This window comes from Streptomonospora nanhaiensis (genome assembly GCF_026642255.1).
GTDB lineage: Bacteria > Actinomycetota > Actinomycetes > Streptosporangiales > Streptosporangiaceae > Nocardiopsis > Nocardiopsis tropica.
The window spans coordinates 7,060,480-7,077,735 of the sequence record NZ_CP113264.1 but is presented as its reverse complement, the minus strand read 5'-3'; the positions used below and the strand labels follow the sequence as shown (position 1 = coordinate 7,077,735).

Here is a 17,256-nt window from a genome sequence, read left to right as displayed (position 1 = left end):
ACCCGTATCCCCCGTCCCGGACCCCCGCCCGGGACCCGACCCCCGATCGGATCAGGACTCACGTGTCGGTTGACGAGCTCTCCCCCGGCGACCTCATCACACGGCTCCCCGCGGCGCCCGAACTCTCGGAACGGCCGTGGACGGTGCGCTGGGACGCGCTGGACGAACCGGCGGAACAGTTCCTCGGCCGCCTGCTGCCCCCCGAGACGGCGTTCACCACCTCGGGAAGCACCGGCCGTCCGACCGTCTGGCACCGCACCCGCGAGCAGCTCGTGTCGGAGGCGGGCCTGCTCGCCGCGCTGCTGGAGGACGCCCGCCCCGAGGCGGTCGTGTCCTTCGCGCCGCCGCGGCACCTCTACGGGATGCTCGCCAGCGTGCTCGTGCCCGCACTCCTCGGCGTGCCCGCCTGGTACGTGCCCCAGTTCGCCCAGCTGCCGCCCCCCGACCACCGCCGCTGGGCGGTGATGGCGATCCCCTGGACCTTCCGGATCCTCCTCGGCCGCACGAACTGGATCGACGCGGCCGAACGCCTCGCGTTCGTCCACAGCACGGCGGTGGTCCCGCGCAGCGCGAACGACCTGCTCTCCGCGGCGGGCGACCGCGCGAGCCTGACCGAGATCTTCGGATCCACGGAGACCGGCGGCGTCGCCCACCGCGAGTGGAACCCCCACAACCCGCCGTGGCACCTGTTCTCCGACGTCGAGTTCGGGCACGGCCCGGACCGCCCCGGGACGGAGGCCCCCCTGGTGGTCCGCAGCCCCCGCATCGCGCGGCCCGGGACGGGATCCCCGGTCGCGGAGTGCCGGATGGACGACCACGTGGTCCGGCTCGGCGACCGGACCTTCGGGTTCGCGGGACGCCGGACCCGGCTCGTCAACGTCAACGGGCGGCGCCTGGACCTCGACCTCATGGAGGAGAGGCTGGTCGACGTCCTCGACTGCGAGGACCTGGCGTGCGTCCCGGTGCTCGACCCGCTGACCGGGGAGCACTTCGACCTCCTGATCGTCCCGGCGTCGGCCGGGACCCCCGACGCGGAGGAGCTCCGGAGGGCACTCGACCGGATCGAGTACCGTCCCCGCAGCGTGCGGACGGTGGAGCGGATCGACCGCTCCGAGACAGGCAAACTTCGGCGCGTGCAGTCCGCGCGCGCCCGCCCCGAAGGAGTGGACAGATGACGCCAACGCCGACCAGCCTGGCCGAGGTCGTCCGCCGGGCCGCGTGGGACGCGAGCATCGGCTGGACCGACGACGACCTCTCGCGGATGCAGGCCAGCGCCACGACCATGGCCAAGCACCTGGCCGACGGCGCCGACGTCTACGGGGTCACGCGCGGCTTCGGCCCGCTCGTTGCCTTCCCCGCCTCGGAGTCCGCGGGCGAGCAGGGGGACGGGCTCATCGCCCACCTCGGCAGCGCGCAGGGGGAGCCGCTGTCGCCCGAGGTCAGCCGGCTCGTGGTCGCCCTCCGGCTCACGAGCATGCGCCGCGGCTACTCCGCGGTGTCGGTCGACTTCTGGCAGGAGCTCGTCGGGCTGTGGAACCGCGGTTTCACCCCCGTCATCCCGCGTGAGGGCACGGTGAGCGCCAGCGGTGACCTCCAGCCCCTGGCCAGCGCGGCTCTGGCGTTCGCGGGCCAGGGCGAGGCCTGGGTGCGCGAGGACTCCGGCGCCTGGTCGCGCAGATCCGCCGCCGAGGCCCTGGGCCGCCTGGGCGCGTCCCCGGTCCGGTGGAACGCACGCGAGGCCCTGTCCTTCGTCAACGGCAGCGGGGTCAGCCTCGCCGTCACCGTCGACAACCACCGCCAGGTCGAGGACGTGGTCCGCGCGTCGGCGCTGATGACCGCCCGGATGGTGGACCTGCTGGGGGCCAACCCCCAGGCGTACGCGGCGGGGATCGCGGAGGCCCGCGGACAGAACGGCCAGGCCGCCGCCGCCGCGTGGATCAGGTCCGGCATCCCCGCCGGAGCCGAGCGCGACGAGGCCAGGCCCCTCCAGGAGCCCTACAGCCTCAGGTGCGCGCCGCAGATCCTCGGCGCGGTGCTCGACCAGCTCGCCGCCGCGGAGCGCATCCTGCTGCGCGAGGCGGTGGGGACCACCGACAACCCCGTCAGCAGCGAGGGAGAGGTCCTGCACGGCGGCAACTTCCACGCGATGCCCGTGGGCCTGTGCTCGGACCAGCTCGGCCTGGCCCTCCAACAGGTGGCCTACATGGCCGACCGGCAGCTGTCCCTGCTCTGCGGCTCGGACACCAACGGCGGACTCCCGCCGATGCTCACCCCCCGGCCCGGGGCGGGGAGCGGCCTGGCCGGGGTCCAGGTCAGCGCCACCTCGTTCGTCTCGCGGATCCGCCAACTCGTGACCCCCGCCACCCTCACCGCCCTGCCCTGCAACAACGGGAACCAGGACCACGTGCCCATGGCGCTCAACGGCGCGAACTCCCTCGCCCAGGCCCTGGACCTGGCGTGGCTGGTCGTCGGCTCGCTCGGCGTGGGCCTGGCCCAGCTCGCCGCGCTCACCGGCAGGACCGGGGAGACGGGGCTGTGGGCCCGGATCGCGGAGCTGTCCCCGCCGCTGGACCGGGACCGCCCCCTCGCCGCCGAGGTGCGGGCCGTGCGCGACGCCCTCGCGGAGGAGGCCCGGGCCAGGTCCGGCGAGTGGGTGCACCGGGACGCCTGAGACCGGCCGCGCGGCGGACCGACCGTCCGCCGCCCGCCCGGCCCCACCCGCCCCGTCCGCGTCACGGACGGGGGGTTCGCATGACAGACGGGGCGTACCGCCAGGTCGCACCCCACAGGGAAGGGTTCGCCTTGCAGACGCCAGAACTATGGATCCGGGGCCTCGGTGTGTACCTCCCCGAGACCCGGGTGAGCGTGGAGACCGCCGTGGCCGAGGGACTCACCACGGCGGAGGAGGCGGCCGTCCACGACATGGCCGGCGCCGCCGTCGCTGGCGAGCTCCCCGCCCCGGAGATGGCGCTCCGCAGCGCCCGCGAGGCGTACGACCAGGCGGGGGCCGACCCCGACGACACGCGCGTCCTCCTCTACACGGACATCTGGCACCAGGGCCCCGACGTCTGGTTCCCGCAGTACCACCTCCAGCACCACCTCGTCCGGGGCGACGTCATCGCGGGGGAGCTGCGCCAGGGGTGCAATGCCCTGTTCACCGCGATGGAGCTGACCGAGCCGCACCTGCGCGGCGCCCCGGAGAGCGCCACCGCCCTCCTCGTCGCGGCCGACAACTTCAGCACCCCGAACGTCGACAGGTGGCGCTCGGGAGCCTTCGTGATGGGAGACGGCGCCTGCGCGGTCCTGCTGGGGCGGGCCCCCGGCCTGGCCCGGGTGCTCTCGGTGGGCTCGATGGTCGTCCCCGAGCTGGAGGAGCTGCACCGGGCGGGGGAGCCCGAGTTCCCCCCGGCGGCCACGACCGGCACCGCACTGGACCTTCGCGCCCGGGGGCGCGCCCTCACCAAGAAGGGGGAGGAGGACCCGGAGGTGGACCTCGCCTGGTTCACCCTCCAGCAGAAGATGATGCTGCTGGTCGGCCGCACCCTCGCGGAGGCCGGGGTGGGCTTCGGCGACATCGCCCGCGCCACCTTCAGCAACCTGGGCCCGGGAGCGGTGGAGCACCGCTGGATGGACGTCCTCAAGCTCCCCATGGAGAAGTCGACGTGGAGCCACGGCCGGACCATCGGCCACATCGGGGCCGCCGACCCCTTCATCGGGCTGCGCCACCTGCTGGACGAGGGCGGGGTCCGCCCCGGGGACCACGTGGTCCTGGGCGGACTGGGCTCGGGGGTCACGCTCTCCTGTGCCGTGGTGCGGATCGCCGACGCCCCGCCCGGCTCCTGAGACGCGGGAGGCGCCGGACGCGGACAGGCCCCGGGGCCCGCGTCCGGAGGACCGGCCGGCGGACGACCGCGTGAGGGGGACCGGGGGCCCGCCGGGCCCCCGGTCTCACCACGACCAGGCCTCGGGCGCGGGACCGCCCTTGCCCACCGGGGGGAACAGGGCGTCGATCCGTTCGGCGGTCTCCGCGTCGATCCCCGTCTCCAGGGCCCGGATCGCACCGTCGAGCTGGCCCAGGGTGCGCGGTCCGACGATGGTCGAGTTGACCCCCGGGCGCGAGAGCACCCACGCGATCGACAGCTCGGCCGGGTCGCGGCCCACGGAGTCGCAGAGGTCCTCGTAGGCGGCGATCGTGTCCCCGCGCTCGCGCAGCACCTCCATCGCCCGGCTCTTGGCCGTCTTGACGGCGGTGCCCTCGCGGAGCTTGCGGATGGCGCCGCCCAGCAGGCCGCCGTGCAGCGGCGACCAGGTCAGGATCCCGATGCCGTAGGACGCCGCCGCGGGCAGGACCTCCAGCTCCACGTGGCGCGTGACCAGGTTGTACGCGCACTGCTCCGAGACCAGGCCGAGGAAGTTGCGCCGGTTCGCGGCCTCCTGGGCGGAGGCCAGGTGCCAGCCCGCGAAGTTGGAGGAGCCCACGTAGCGCACCTTGCCCTGGTGGACGAGGATCTCCATCGCCTGCCAGACCTCCTCCCACGGCGCGTTGCGGTCCACGTGGTGCATCTGGAAGAGGTCGATCCAGTCCGTGCGCAGCCTGCGCAGCGACTCCTCGCACGAGGCGATGATGTGGCGGGCCGAGAGGCCGCGGTCGTTGGGCCAGTCGCTCATGGGGTTGAAGACCTTGGTCGCCACAATGGAACGGTCGCGGCGCCCCTCGCCCTTGTCGAACCATTCGCCGATGAGTTCCTCGGTCATTCCCTTGTGCACCTGCCACCCGTAGTGGTTGGCGGTGTCGAAGAAGTTGACGCCGTGTTCGAGCGCGCTGTCCATCATCGCGAAACTCTCGTCCCGCGGAGTGTTCACGCCGAAATTCAGCGTTCCCAGGCAGAGGCGGCTGACCTCCAGCGCGGTACGGCCAAGGCGTGTGTACTGCATTCTCTCCCCTGTTTCATGGTGTCTCGCAGAGAAAGCTGGACTCGGGGTCGAACGGAACTCGTGCGGGTGCGCCGGCCGCCGGATGCCGCCGTTATCGCTCCGGAAGGATCCGGAAAGGGCCTCGTGGAGAAGACTTCCACGTCCGGGCGGACCCCGCGCCGCTATGCTCGCGATCCGGCGGCGCCCGGCGGCGGAGAGGCCGCCCCGGCGCCCGCGGACGAAGGGCACCGTACCCCGCGACAACCGCGTCCCGCCGTGCCCGGAGCCCCTGCTCCCGCCGCCGCGCCGCACCCCACCGCCCGCCCCTCCCGGAACCGGCCTTCCGGCGGTTCCGGCTCCTGTCCGGAGATGCCCCCTTGCGTGTACTGCTCGCCTCCTACGCGGAGAAGACGCACTTCATCGGCATGGTGTCCCTCGCGTGGGCACTGCGTGCCGCCGGACACGAGGTCCGCGTCGCCAGCCAGCCGGAACTGACGGGGTTCCTGGCCCGGGCGGGGCTGTCCGCGGTCGCGGTCGGACGCGACCACCTCCTGAAGAAGCACTTCGAGGTGGTGACCCAGTGGGGTGAGGGAGAGGCCCCGGGGCTGTTCGACGTCGGCGAGGCCTGGGACGACGACCTGTCGTGGGACGAGCTGCGGTGGGGCGCGCGGGACACGGCGGCCTGGTGGTGGCGGATGGTCAACGACCCGATGCTGGACGACCTGGTGTCGTTCTGCCGCGCATGGAAGCCCGACCTGGTGGTGTGGGAGGCGACCACGTTCGCGGGGGCGATCGCGGCGCAGGCGTGCGGTGCGCCCCACGTGCGGTTCCTGTGGAGCCTGGACCTGTTCGCCGCCATGCGGGTGCAGTACCTGGAGCGCATGGGCGAGCAGCCCGAGGCCGACCGCGACGACCCCGTCCGCGCCTGGCTGGAGAACCGCGCCGCCCGCTACGGGGTGGAGTTCTCCGAGGACCTCGTCCGGGGACAGGCCACCCTGGACTACCTCCCCGACTCCCTGACCCTGTCCGCGCCCACCGGCGCCCGGCGCCTCCCCCTGCGCTACGTCCCCTACAACGGCAGGGCCGTGGTCCCCGACTGGCTGCGCACCCCGCCCGAACGCCCCCGCATCGCGCTGAGCGTGGGAAGCAGCACGACCGAGTGGTTCGGGGGGCACACGTTCTCGCTGGGCGAGGTCCTGCGGGGGTTGGGGGAGCTGGACGCGGAGATCGTCGCGACCCTGCCGCCGGAGGAGGAGGCCGGGCTCGGCCCGCTCCCCGACAACGTGCGGCTGGTGGGCTACGCGCCCCTGCACGTCCTGGCGCCGACCTGCGCGGCCATGATCACGCACTCCGGACCCGGCACCCTGTGCTCGGGGCTGTCCCACGGGGTGCCCCAACTGCTCGTGCCCGGGCCCCGGCTGGACGCGCCCCTGCTGTCGCGGCTGGTGGAGCGCCAGGGGGCGGGGCTGGTGGTGCTGCCGGAGGACGCCGGAGCCGTGAGCCTGCGGGACACCGCGCGCCGCCTGGTCGAGGACCCCCGGCACGCCGCGGCGGCGGGGCTGCTGCGCGAGGAGATGGCCGCCATGCCCTCCCCCGCCGAGACGGCGCGCGTCTTGGCCGACCTGGTGCGGGAGGGGTCCCTGGGGCCGACCTGAGCGGGGCGCCGCCGGCGGTTCGGGGGCGCCCCGCCGCACGCCGGAGGAGCCCCGGCCCCGTCCGGCCTCGCGCGACCCGCGCGGTGCCCCGTGGACCGGGGTTCGGTGCGGGGTCGGAGCCGGTCAGCGCCGGTCGGTGAGGGTGTGGGCGAGGTCGGCGGGGGAGGGCATGGCTGCCATCTCCTGGCGCAGGGCGTCGGCGGCTTCGGTGTGGCGGGGGTCGTCCAGGAGCGCTCGTATCCCGGCGGCCACGGCGTCGGGGGTGACCCGGTCGGGGTCCAGGACGAGGGCGGCGCCCCGGTCCCGCACCCGGCCCGACAGCAGCACGGTGTCGAACATGTTGACGTTGGGGGCCATGAGCTGGGGGGTGCCGCCGGTGAGGGCGGTCAGGACGGTGCCGGGTCCGCCGTGGGTGATCATCGCGTCGCAGGTGGGGGCGAGTGCGTGCAGGGGCACGTACTCGGTCAGGCGGGTGTTGGCGGGGACGGGGCCGAGGGCGTCCTGTTCGCGGGCGGGCAGGGTGGCGACGACCTCCGCGTCCAGGTCGGCCAGCCCCTCCAGTGCGTCCTTGGGCGAGAGCTGGTGCTCCCCGTACCACTCGGCCGCGCTGGTGCCGAGGGTGAGGGCGATGCGGGGGCGCTCGGGCGGGGTGCGCAGCCAGTCGGGGACCACGGCCCTGCCGTTGTAGGGGACGTAGCGCATGGGCAGGTAGTCCAGGTGGGAGGGTGTGTCCACCCTCAGGGACGCGGGGATCTGTTCGATGGTGGCCTGTCCGTGGACCAGGGTCTCGGAGTACTCGACGCCGTGGCGGGCGGCGCGGGCGCCCAGCCAGGCGGCCAGGGGGTCCTCCCGGTCTGTCTCGGGCTGCTCGGCCATCCGTGCCAGGAAGCGGCGGCGGGTGCGGGCGAAGATGTCGGCGCCCCACAGGTAGCGCACGTGGGCCGCCCCGCACGCCTGCGCCGCGATCGCGCCGGAGAAGGTGATGGGCTCCCACACGACCAGGTCGGGCCTCCACTCCCGGCACAGCGCCACCAGGTCCTGCTCCATGGGGTCGTTCACCATCCGCCACCACCACGGGACCATCAGGCGGTAGCCCTCCAGCAGGTACTCCCAGGTGAGGATCTCGTCCCGGTCCTCCGCCATGTCGAACTCGTCCTCCTCCCCGCCCGTCATCGCGTGGTACTGGCGCATGACCCGGCGCAGGAGGTGGTCCCGCCCCACGGGGACGAAGGGCAGACCCGTCGCCGCCACCGTCGGCCCCAGCGCGGGCTGGCTCGCCACCCGCACCTCGTGCCCGGCGGCCCGCAGGGCCCACGCCAGGGGCACCATCCCCAGGAAGTGGGTTCTCTCCGCCTGCGTCGCGATCAGCACGCGCACGGCCATCGCCTCCGTCCCTGTGTCGTCCGCCGGCCGCGGGAGCGGGCCGGGAGGCCCCCGGCGCCGCGGGTCCGCCCCGGCCGCGGCGTATTCTTTCCCGGCGGCCGAACCAATCGGCACGCGACCGGGTTTGCCAAGAGTTGCTTCCGCGCGCATATCATTGCCCACCTGAACCGGCCGGGGCCTCATTTATCTTCGGCAAGGGAGATTGTAGGGAAGTCGTTCGCCCCGCCTCCGACGAGGACTTCCCCGGTGCTGCCCCGTGCGCCCCGCGCGCATGAAGTAGATTCCCAGGCACCGGCCGATCCGCCGGACAGGTGAATGGCCGGATACTGGACCGATCCTTTCTCGTCAAGATCCCTCGGGACCTGTTTTCCCTGTGCCGCCGGGGTGAGAGTCGAATGGAGCTCATATGCGTTTCCTGCTGGATCGGGAGGACATCACCGTCTCGGTCGTCGGCCTGGGATACGTGGGATCGTGCGTCGCCGTCAGCCTGGCCGACAACGGGGTGGACGTCGTCGGCGTCGACGTCGACGCCTCCCTGATCGAGGAGATGGAGGCGGGCCGCTGTCGTCTCAAGGAGCCGGGGCTGCCCGAACTGGTGGCCAAGGGCCGGGGGTCCGGCCGCCTGCGCGTCACCACCGACTTCGCCGCGATCTCCGATACGGACGTGGTCGTGATCGCCGTCGGCACCCCGGTCCAGGAGGACGGCACGCTCGTCGAGACGCAGGTCGAGAGCGCCGCGACCGAGATCGGGCTGCACCTGCGGGCCGGACAGGTCGTCATCTTCAAGAGCACGGTCCCCCCGGGCACGACCCGCGCCCTCGTCGCACCGCTGCTGGAGGGCGGGGGCCTGACCTGCGGGGAGGACTTCGGGCTGGCCTTCTGCCCCGAACGCCTCTCCCAGGGCAGCGCGCTGGCCGAGATCCGCCGGCTCCCCGTGGTCGTCGGCGGCTGGGACGAGCGGTCCGGAGCCGCGGCCGAGCGGTTCTGGCGGGCCGGGCTCGGCGTCGAGACCGTCCCCTGCTCCTCCATCGAGGCCGCCGAGACGGTGAAACTCCTCAACAACTGGTGGATCGACCACAACATCGCCCTGGCCAACGAGCTCGCGCGCTACTGCGCGGCCATCGGGGTGGACGCCATGGAGGTCATCGCGGCGACCAACGAGGTGCCCAAGGGGAAGGGGAACATCAACGTCCTCTCGCCGGGCGTCGGCGTGGGCGGCTCCTGCCTGACCAAGGACCCCTGGATGCTCTGGCGCTCCGCCCGGGAACGGGGGGTCGACCTCAGCACCGTGGTCACCGCGCGCGAGGCCAACGAGGCGATGCCCGGCTACGTCGCCGGGCTCATCGTGGACGGCCTCGCCGCCCTGGGCACCCCCGCCGACCGGTCGCGGGTGGCCGTTCTGGGGTTGTCCTTCAAGAACAACACCGGCGACCTGAGGTCGACCCCCACCCTGCCCGTGGTCTCCGCGCTCCGCGAGGCCGGGGCCGACGTGGCGCTCTTCGACCCGCTCGCGGACCCCGACGAGATCCGCAAGGAGTTCGGCGTGGAGCCCTCGTCCGGTGTGGAAGGGGCGGCGTCCGGTGCCGACTGCCTCGCGGTTCTCGCGTGGCACGATGAGTTCGCCGAACTGGACATGGCCGCGCTCCGCGCGCTCACCGCCCCGGGATGCCTGTTCCTGGACGGCCGGGCCCACTTCGACGAGCAGACCGTCGAGTCCCTCACGGGGCTCGGATTCACCTACCGAGGGATAGGACGGTAGACGCCGTGGCGCGTGCCGTAGTGACCGGGGGAAACGGCTTCGTCGGAAGCCACCTCGTCGACCGCCTCCTGCGCAGGGGGGACGAGGTCGTCGTCTTCGACTCGAAGGGGGCGCGGCCCAAACCCGCGCCCTCCTGGACCGAGGTCGAGTACGTCCGGGGCAGTGTCAGCTCCGCGGACCAGCTCTCCGAGGCCATCACGAGCGGGGTGGACGTGGTGTACCACCTCGCCGCCGTCGTGGGGGTGGACCGCTACCTGGAATCCCCCCTCGACGTCATCGACGTCAACTTCACGGGGACCCGCAACGTGCTCGACCGGGCCCAGCGGGTCGGGGCCAAGGTGGTCTTCGCCAGCACCAGCGAGGTGTTCGGCAAGAACCCGGACGTCCCCTGGAAGGAGGACGCCGACCGGATCCTCGGGACGACGTCGGCCAACCGGTGGAGCTACTCCTCCAGCAAGGCGCTGGCCGAGCACCTGACGTTCGGCTACATGCGGGAGCGGGGCCTCAACGCCTCCATCGTCCGCTACTTCAACCTCTACGGGCCGCGCCAGCGCCCGGCCTTCCTCATCAGCCGCAGCGTCCACCGGGCGCTGCGCGGGGAGCCCCCGATCGTCTACGACGAGGGCAGCCAGACCCGGAGCTTCACCTACATCGACGACGCCGTCGACGCCACCATCGAGATCGGCACCCGGTCCGAGGCGGACGGGGAGTGCTTCAACGTCGGCAGCTCGGACGAGGTCACGATCCGCGAGGCGGTCGACCTCGTCGTGGAGCTCACCGGGGGGCGCGTCGGCCTCACGTCGATCGACACCCGGGACAGGTTCGGCGACTCCTACCAGGACCTCGACCGGCGCATCCCCGACGCCGGGAAGATCCTCTCCCTCCTGGGGTGGAAGAGCACCACCTCCCTGCGGGAGGGGGTGGCCCGCACCATCGAGTGGGCCGAGGAGAGCCCGTGGTGGCTCGAACAGCAGGAGAACACCACGGACTGACCCCCGCCCGTCGGGCGGCCGACCACCGGCCGCCCGACGATCCCGGGCCGCCGACCCCCGGCGTGCCCGTCCCACGACGCCCGCGAGGAGTTCAGGTTGGTCCCCACCACCACGTGCCGTGTCTGCCGAGGAACGGTCACCGAGTTCATGGACTTCGGCCGCCAGCCGCTGTCGGACGCCTTCCGCGAGCCCGACGACACCGGCGAGGAGTTCTTCTACCGCCTGGCCGTCGGCGCCTGTCCGGACTGTCAGATGGTGCAGTTGATGGAGGAGGTGCCCAGGGAGCGCATGTTCCACGAGGGCTACCCCTACTACTCCTCCGGCTCCACCGTCATGCGCGCCCACTTCGAGGCCACCGCGGAGAAGCTGCTCGCCGAGCACCTGACCGGGCCCGACCCCTTCGTGGTCGAGCTGGGCTGCAACGACGGCGTCATGCTGGAGACCGTGGCCCGGGCCGGGGTGCGCCACCTCGGGATGGAGCCGTCCGGAGCCGTCTCCGAGGTCGCCCGCTCCAAGGGCGTCCGCGTGCGCAACGCGTTCTTCGAGAAGGAGACCGCGCTGCGCGTCCGCGAGGAGGACGGCCCCGCCGACGTCGTCTACGCCGCCAACACGTTCTGCCACATCCCGTACGTGGACTCGGTCCTGGAGGGGATCGGGGAGCTGCTGGCCCCCGACGGGGTGTTCGTCTTCGAGGACCCCTACTTCGGCGACGTCAGCGCGAAGGCGTCCTTCGACCAGTTCTACGACGAGCACTTCTTCCTGTTCACCGCCACCTCCGTGCGCAACATGGCCCGGCGGTTCGGGCTGGACCTGGTCGACGTCGAGCGCCTGCCCACCCACGGCGGGGAGCTGCGCTACACGCTGGCCAAGGAGGGCGCCCGCACCCCCTCGCGGGCCGTGTCCGCGATCCTGGCCGAGGAGGAGGAGCGGGACCTGACCTCGCCGGAGGCGCTGCGCTCCTTCGGTGACCGGGTCAGGGGGAACTGCGAGAGCCTGACGAAGGAGCTGCGCTCCCTCCGCGACCAGGGCAGGCGCGTGGTGGGCTACGGCGCCACCGCCAAGAGCGCGACGGTGCTCAACTTCTGCGGGATCGACGCCGAACTCCTGGAGTTCGTCTGCGACACGACGCCCGCCAAGCAGGGGCGCCTCACCCCCGGCTCCGGCGTCAGGGTCCTCGGACACGAGGCCTTCACGGCCTCCTACCCCGACTACGCGCTCCTGCTGGCGTGGAACCACGCCGAGGAGATCATGGCCAAGGAGGTCGGCTTCCGCGAGGCCGGGGGCCGCTGGATCCAGTACGTCCCGGACGTCAGGATCGAGTGAGGGCCGGCCCAGCGCCCTCTCCCGCCGCGCCGGCCAGGTCCCGGGCGACGTCGGCGGGGGAGGGCATGGCGGCCATCTCCTCGCGCAGCCGCCCCGCCGCCCCCGCGTGGGCGGGATCGCCGAGCAGGCGCAGCACACTCTCACGGACCGTGTCCGGAGAGACCCGTGCCGGGTCCACGACCACCCCCGCCCCCTGCGCGGCCACCAGCGAGGCCAGGAGCGGCTCGTCGTACATGTGGTGCGGCACCGCGGCCTGGGGCACCCCGTGGGCCAGGCCCGTCAGGACCGTGCCCGCGCCACCGTGGGTGATCATGGCGTCGCAGGCGGGGGCGAGGGCGTGCAGCGGCACGTACTCGACCAGGCGCGCGTTGGGCGGCACGGCGCCGAGTTTGGCCTGCTCCGGCGCCGACAGCGTGGCGACGACCTCCACGTCCAGGTCGGCCAGCCCCTCCAGGAGGGTGCCCACGTCCACGGTGTGGCCGCCCAGGCGCCGTGTGGCCGTGATGCCGAGGCTGAGCGCGACGCGGGGCCGCGCAGGCGGGGTGCGCAGCCAGTCGGGGACCACGGCCCTGCCGTTGTAGGGGACGTAGCGCAGGGGGAGCCGACGTGTGCCGGTGGGCACGGGGACGCCCAGGGAGTCGGGGACGGGGTCGAGGGTGGCCCGCCCCCGGACGAGGTCCTCGGAGAAGCCGACGCCGTAGCGCGCGGCCCGGTTCTCCAGCCAGGCGCGGAGGGGGTCGTCGCGGTCGGCCCCGGGCTGCTCGCCCATGCGCTCCAGGTACTGCACCCGCATGGCGGCGAACAGGTCCAGGCTCCACAGGAACCGCGCGTGGGGCGCACCGCACGCCTGCGCCGCGATCGCCCCGGCGAAGGTCAGGGGTTCCCAGACGACCAGGTCGGGCCTCCATGCGCGACAGAACGACACCAGGTCGTCCAGCATCGGGTCGTTGACGACCTTCCACCACAGGGGGACGAGCACGTCGCGGTACCCCGCCCGGAGCGCCTCCCACGACGGCGGCTCCGCGGCGGCCACGCCCATCATGTCGAAGTCCGGCCGCATGTCCTCCCCCATCCGCCCCACCCAGCTGATGACCTGGGGAAGCAGGTGGTCCGTGCCCACGCCGACGAAGGGCAGGCCCGTCGCCGCCACGGTGGGGGCCAGTTCGGGCTGGCTGGCGACGCGCACCTCGTGCCCGGCCGCGCGCAGAGCCCACGCGAGGGGCACCATTCCGATGAAGTGAGCCTTCTCGGAGAACGTTGTGAACAAGATACGCATCGGCAATCCTCGCTGTTCTCGGGAAGGGTAGGGGAATCTAATCCGGGCGGCTATTTTTGTCGAGGACGCGCGTCCGCTTCCCTTGCAATGCCTTATGCGCCGGCGGTCCGGCGGCGAATCGGCGGGAGAAGTTTCGGCCAAAGAAAAGGAATCTGGTCCCACTTGCGTGACGCACCGTGAACAAATTATTGCTCAAGGTGTCTATTATTTGGGGGTTGCTGCTCGCTTGTCTATCTCATACGCTGTGTCCGCGGCCATGCTGGTGGATGTATCGGCGGCGGTGTGCAGGGTTGTTTCAAGCATGAATTCAACCGAGGGGGTACTCAGGTTCAGGCCTTGTTGTCGACCGCTTTGGTCTGGTTCAGGGTAATGCAAACGCGCTGCGCCCGCTGAGTTCCCTGTCGAGGGGTCGGTGTCTCCGCGCCGACAGCTCTCCGTTTCATGCGTGCTTTCTGCAATCCTGTTTTCGCCGCTTCTACGAGCTTTTGCCTCCGCGGTTCGAAAATCCCCCGCAGTGAGCCCTCTTACCGATGTCAGCCCAATTTTCCCTACGGGAGAATGATCCTGATCCGAGCGTTGATTTCTCTTGCCGAGCGGGAGGGTCGATGAGGGGACCACATGGAAACTATGACGAATCCGGGTCACACGAACGGAAGGACGAAGTCCCGGGGCGGGGTCGAGCACCGGCCCGCCGTGGACCTCGCCGGCCGGCGGACGGGGAGCAGGAACCCGACCCGGCGCACGAGCCTCCACCTTCCCGACGGCATGGCCATGGGCGACTGGGAGCGCTGGGGACAGCACATCTTCGTCATCTCCGACGCCTCCGCCTGGTGGCTGGGGGACTGGTTGATCTACGGCCAGGAGAACTACCCCCACCGGTACAAACAGGCCATAGAGAACACCTCCCTGGACTACCAGACCCTGCGCAACTACGCGTGGGTCGCCCGGAAGTTCATCCCCGGCCGCCGACGGGAGAAGCTGAGCTTCCAGCACCACGCAGAGGTGTGCGGGCTGCCCGAGAACGAACAGGAGAAGTGGCTCTCCGAGGCGGAGGCCGGCCGCTGGTCCCGAAACGAACTCCGCCGCCGGATCAAGCTCCACGCCCGGGGCGAGGACGCGGTTCCGGAGACGATGTATGTTCAGGTGGCCATTAACCCCGAACGCCGGAAACAATGGCAGGAAGCAGCGGAGAGCTCAGGTATGAGCCTTCCGGAGTGGGCTTCGGCGACGTTGGACATGGCGGCCAAGAAAATGGTCGAGGTCGGTTGATCCGGGGGCTCTGAACCTGCTCCCCCTCTGCTATGTATGTACCTCGCCCCGGTCGGGACCCCCCTCCCCACCGCACCTGCCGGCGGATTGCCCGCCGTACGCGCGGGGCGACACCTTGTGCCCACGACCCGGGTTCCCGGTTCTTTCGGCCGTGGAAGACCTGAAAACGGAGGAACACATGACGACCTATGTCTGGGGATACCTGGAGGAGTACGAGAAGGAGAGAGAGGACATCCTCGACGCGGTGGACACCGTGTTCAAGTCGGGGAAGCTCATCTGGGGCCCCTCCCTCGTCGCCTTCGAGCAGGAGTTCGCCGAGTACCACGGGGTCGCGCACTGCGCCGGCGTCGACAACGGCACCAACGCGATCGTCCTCGGCCTGCGCGCCCTCGGGGTGGGCGCGGGCGACGAGGTGATCACCGTGTCGAACACGGCGGCCCCCACGGTCCTGGCCATCGACCTGGTGGGCGCCAAGCCCGTCTTCGTCGACATCGACCCGGACACCTACCTGATGCGGACCGACCAGGTCGCCGCCGCCATCACCGAGCGCACCCGCTGCCTCCTGCCGGTCCACCTCTACGGCCAGTGTGTGGACATGGCCCCGCTGGAGGCCCTCGCCGCCGAGCACGGGCTCGTCGTGCTGGAGGACTGCGCCCAGGCGCACGGCGCCACCCACCACGGGCGGGTCGCCGGATCCATGGGCCACGCCGCGGCGTTCTCCTTCTACCCCACGAAGATCCTGGGGGCCTACGGCCACGCGGGCGCCACCATCACCTCCGACCCCGAGGTCGACGCCAGCCTGCGGCGCCTGCGCTACTACGGCATGGACCAGGAGCGCTACTACGTCGTCACCCCCAACGGCCAGAACAGCAGGCTGGACGAGGTGCACGCCGAGATCCTGCGCCGCAAGCTCGGCCGCCTGGACGAGTACGTCGCGGGCCGCAGGGAGGTCGCGCGGATCTACGACGAGGCGCTCGCCGACACGGACCTGGTCCTGCCCGCGACCGCGCCCGGCAACGAGCACGCCTACTACCTCTACGTGGTCCGCCACCCCGAGCGCGACCGGATCATCGAGGAGATGAAGGCGCACGACATCGCCCTCAACATCAGCTACCCCTGGCCCGTCCACACGATGTCCGGCTTCTCCCACCTCGGCTACGAGAAGGGCAGCCTGCCGGTGACCGAGCAGCTGGCCGGCGAGATCTTCTCGCTGCCGATGTACCCCTCCCTGCCGCGCGAGGAGCAGCGGCGGATCATCGAGGCGCTGACCAAGACCCTGGCCAGGCTGTGACCCACGCGGCCGACGAGGTCCGGTTCCCGCTCGCGGCGCCGGCCCCGGAAGTGCCCCTGGAGTCCGACGCCGATCTGGCCCGGTGGTGGGAGAGCAGGCCGCGGCACCGGATGCTCTCCGTCGGGCGGGTCGGCTTCGACCGCGGCGGACCCTGGTCCTTCGCCGAGGGGACAGGCGACCTCGTCCACGCCAGCGGGGGCTTCTTCTCGGTCCGGGGCCTGCGGGCCTCCGCCGGGGGGAGCGCCTTCCACCAGCCGGTCATCGACCAGCCGGAGATCGGCATCCTGGGCATCCTCGTCAAGGAGTTCGACGGGGTGCCCCACTTCCTGATGCAGGCCAAGTTCGAGCCCGGCAACGTCAACCTCCGCCAGATCTCCCCGACAGTGCAGGCCACGCGCAGCAACTACACGGGGGTTCACGGCGGCCGTCCCACCCCCTACGTGGAGTACTTCCGCGCCCCGCGCGGCGGGCGGGTGCTCGTGGACGTCCTCCAGTCCGAGCAGGGCGAGTGGTTCTGGCGCAAGCACAACCGGAACATCATCGTCCAGGTGGACGGGGACGTCCCCGAGCACGAGGACTACCGGTGGTTCACGCTGCGCCAGATCCAGGACGCGCTGCGCCGGGACAACCTGGTCAACATGGACGCCCGGACCGTGCTGTCCTGCCTCCCCGTGACCCGGGACGGGCAGCCGGAACCGGACGACCGCTTCGGCCGGGCGCTCCGGCGCTCCTACGGTGAGGAGTCCCGGCACACGATGACCGCGGTCGTCAGCTGGTTCACCGAGGAGAAGACGGTCGTCGACTACCGGTCGCAGATCCTGCCGCTCTCCGGCGCCGAGGGCTGGCACCGGACCGACGACGAGATCACCGCCGGCGACGGCGCCGGGTTCAGGATCATCATGGTCTCCGTCGAGGCCCGCATCCGCGAGGTCTCCTCCTGGGTCCAACCCCTGCTGGCGCCGACCCGGAACGGGTTCGCCGCCTTCCTGGTGCGCGAGATCGACGGTGTCCTCCACGTCCTGGTCCGCGCCCGCGCCGAACCCGGCACCCTCGACCGGGTGGAGATCACGCCCACCGTGCAGTACTCGGCCTCCGCCGCGGCGCTCGGGCGCCCCGAGCCCTTCGCCGACGAGACGGTCTCGCCGCCGGCCCACCGGGTGCGCTACGACGCGCTGCTCTCGGAGGAGGGGGGCCGCTTCCACCACGCCCAGACCAGGTACCGCATCGTCGAGGCGGACCCCGCTCTGCCCGTCGAGGCGCCGCCGGACTTCCTGTGGGTGACCGCCTCCCAGCTCATGCGGCTGGTGCGGCACAGCCACTACCTCAACATCGAGGCGAGAACCCTCCTGGTCTGCCTGCACTCCCTGACCTGAGCCGCGGGCGGCGCCCACCCG

13 protein-coding genes are annotated in these 17,256 nt (G+C 72.0%); 10 read left to right on the top strand and 3 right to left on the bottom strand.

Annotated features, from left to right (window positions below; all coding sequences use genetic code 11):
• Positions 1 to 62: 62 nt before the first annotated feature.
• The 3 genes from OUQ99_RS30595 (at position 63) to OUQ99_RS30585 (ending at position 3,843) form a co-directional block, all read left to right on the top strand.
• A complete protein-coding gene (locus OUQ99_RS30595) occupies positions 63 to 1,175 on the top strand; it encodes an AMP-binding protein (protein WP_267947220.1) in 1,113 nt (370 codons plus the stop codon).
• Positions 1,172 to 2,671, top strand: a complete 1,500-nt coding sequence (locus OUQ99_RS30590; protein ID WP_267947219.1) for an aromatic amino acid ammonia-lyase — start codon at positions 1,172 to 1,174, stop codon at positions 2,669 to 2,671. The genes OUQ99_RS30595 and OUQ99_RS30590 overlap by 4 nt, the downstream gene beginning before the upstream one ends.
• Before the next feature lie 131 nt (positions 2,672 to 2,802).
• Positions 2,803 to 3,843, top strand: coding sequence for a ketoacyl-ACP synthase III family protein (locus OUQ99_RS30585; protein WP_267947218.1), 1,041 nt, complete (start codon positions 2,803 to 2,805; stop codon positions 3,841 to 3,843).
• A 105-nt stretch (positions 3,844 to 3,948) separates the two neighbouring features.
• Here OUQ99_RS30585 and OUQ99_RS30580 read toward each other — a convergent pair whose 3' ends face one another.
• Positions 3,949 to 4,935, bottom strand: coding sequence for an aldo/keto reductase (locus OUQ99_RS30580; RefSeq protein WP_267947217.1), 987 nt, complete (start codon positions 4,933 to 4,935; stop codon positions 3,949 to 3,951).
• A gap of 356 nt (positions 4,936 to 5,291) precedes the next feature.
• Here OUQ99_RS30580 and OUQ99_RS30575 point away from each other — a divergent pair, with 356 nt between their 5' ends.
• Entirely contained in the window at positions 5,292 to 6,569 is a 1,278-nt protein-coding gene (locus OUQ99_RS30575) for an activator-dependent family glycosyltransferase (RefSeq protein ID WP_267947216.1), read from the top strand.
• Between the two features lie 123 nt (positions 6,570 to 6,692).
• On the opposite strand, the gene OUQ99_RS30570 is transcribed toward OUQ99_RS30575, so the two are convergent.
• Complete coding sequence (locus tag OUQ99_RS30570) at positions 6,693 to 7,946, bottom strand: activator-dependent family glycosyltransferase (protein WP_267950571.1); 1,254 nt, start codon at positions 7,944 to 7,946, stop codon at positions 6,693 to 6,695.
• A gap of 412 nt (positions 7,947 to 8,358) precedes the next feature.
• On the opposite strand from OUQ99_RS30570, the gene OUQ99_RS30565 reads away from it, so the two are divergent.
• The 3 genes from OUQ99_RS30565 (at position 8,359) to OUQ99_RS30555 (ending at position 12,026) form a co-directional block, all read left to right on the top strand.
• Positions 8,359 to 9,711 carry a nucleotide sugar dehydrogenase gene (locus OUQ99_RS30565; RefSeq protein WP_267947215.1) on the top strand — a complete coding sequence of 451 codons (1,353 nt, stop codon included), beginning with the start codon at positions 8,359 to 8,361 and terminating at the stop codon, positions 9,709 to 9,711.
• Positions 9,712 to 9,716: 5 nt separating this feature from the next.
• Positions 9,717 to 10,703: an NAD-dependent epimerase/dehydratase family protein gene (locus OUQ99_RS30560; RefSeq protein ID WP_267947214.1), complete on the top strand. Its 987-nt coding sequence runs from the start codon at positions 9,717 to 9,719 to the stop codon at positions 10,701 to 10,703.
• A gap of 147 nt (positions 10,704 to 10,850) precedes the next feature.
• The gene (locus tag OUQ99_RS30555) at positions 10,851 to 12,026 is read left to right on the top strand and encodes a methyltransferase domain-containing protein (RefSeq protein WP_378554963.1); all 1,176 of its coding nucleotides are present in this window, start codon (positions 10,851 to 10,853) and stop codon (positions 12,024 to 12,026) included.
• Here OUQ99_RS30555 and OUQ99_RS30550 read toward each other — a convergent pair.
• Positions 12,013 to 13,302 (bottom strand): activator-dependent family glycosyltransferase, encoded by a 1,290-nt coding sequence (locus OUQ99_RS30550; protein ID WP_267947212.1) that lies wholly within the window; start codon positions 13,300 to 13,302, stop codon positions 12,013 to 12,015. The two genes, OUQ99_RS30555 and OUQ99_RS30550, sit on opposite strands and share 14 nt — an antisense overlap.
• A gap of 627 nt (positions 13,303 to 13,929) precedes the next feature.
• Here OUQ99_RS30550 and OUQ99_RS30545 point away from each other — a divergent pair.
• From OUQ99_RS30545 to OUQ99_RS30535, 3 genes are all read left to right on the top strand, one after another.
• Positions 13,930 to 14,571: an LmbU family transcriptional regulator gene (locus tag OUQ99_RS30545; RefSeq protein WP_267947211.1), complete on the top strand. Its 642-nt coding sequence runs from the start codon at positions 13,930 to 13,932 to the stop codon at positions 14,569 to 14,571.
• A gap of 178 nt (positions 14,572 to 14,749) precedes the next feature.
• The gene (locus OUQ99_RS30540) at positions 14,750 to 15,862 is read left to right on the top strand and encodes a DegT/DnrJ/EryC1/StrS family aminotransferase (protein ID WP_267947210.1); all 1,113 of its coding nucleotides are present in this window, start codon (positions 14,750 to 14,752) and stop codon (positions 15,860 to 15,862) included.
• The gene (locus tag OUQ99_RS30535; RefSeq protein WP_267947209.1) at positions 15,859 to 17,235 is read left to right on the top strand and encodes an NDP-hexose 2,3-dehydratase family protein; all 1,377 of its coding nucleotides are present in this window, start codon (positions 15,859 to 15,861) and stop codon (positions 17,233 to 17,235) included. Before OUQ99_RS30540 ends, OUQ99_RS30535 begins: the two co-directional genes overlap by 4 nt.
• Positions 17,236 to 17,256: the final 21 nt, after the last annotated feature.

What these genes read in the sequence shown, in the direction of transcription:
- OUQ99_RS30580 (WP_267947217.1), bottom strand. Translation starts at nt 4,935, where the DNA reads ATGCAGTACACACGCCTTGGCCGTACCGCGCTGGAGGTCAGCCGCCTC.
- OUQ99_RS30545 (WP_267947211.1), top strand. Translation starts at nt 13,930, where the DNA reads ATGACGAATCCGGGTCACACGAACGGAAGGACGAAGTCCCGGGGCGGG.
- OUQ99_RS30565 (WP_267947215.1), top strand. Translation starts at nt 8,359, where the DNA reads ATGCGTTTCCTGCTGGATCGGGAGGACATCACCGTCTCGGTCGTCGGC.
- OUQ99_RS30555 (WP_378554963.1), top strand. Translation starts at nt 10,851, where the DNA reads ATGGACTTCGGCCGCCAGCCGCTGTCGGACGCCTTCCGCGAGCCCGAC.
- OUQ99_RS30540 (WP_267947210.1), top strand. Translation starts at nt 14,750, where the DNA reads ATGACGACCTATGTCTGGGGATACCTGGAGGAGTACGAGAAGGAGAGA.
- OUQ99_RS30590 (WP_267947219.1), top strand. Translation starts at nt 1,172, where the DNA reads ATGACGCCAACGCCGACCAGCCTGGCCGAGGTCGTCCGCCGGGCCGCG.
- OUQ99_RS30550 (WP_267947212.1), bottom strand. Translation starts at nt 13,302, where the DNA reads ATGCGTATCTTGTTCACAACGTTCTCCGAGAAGGCTCACTTCATCGGA.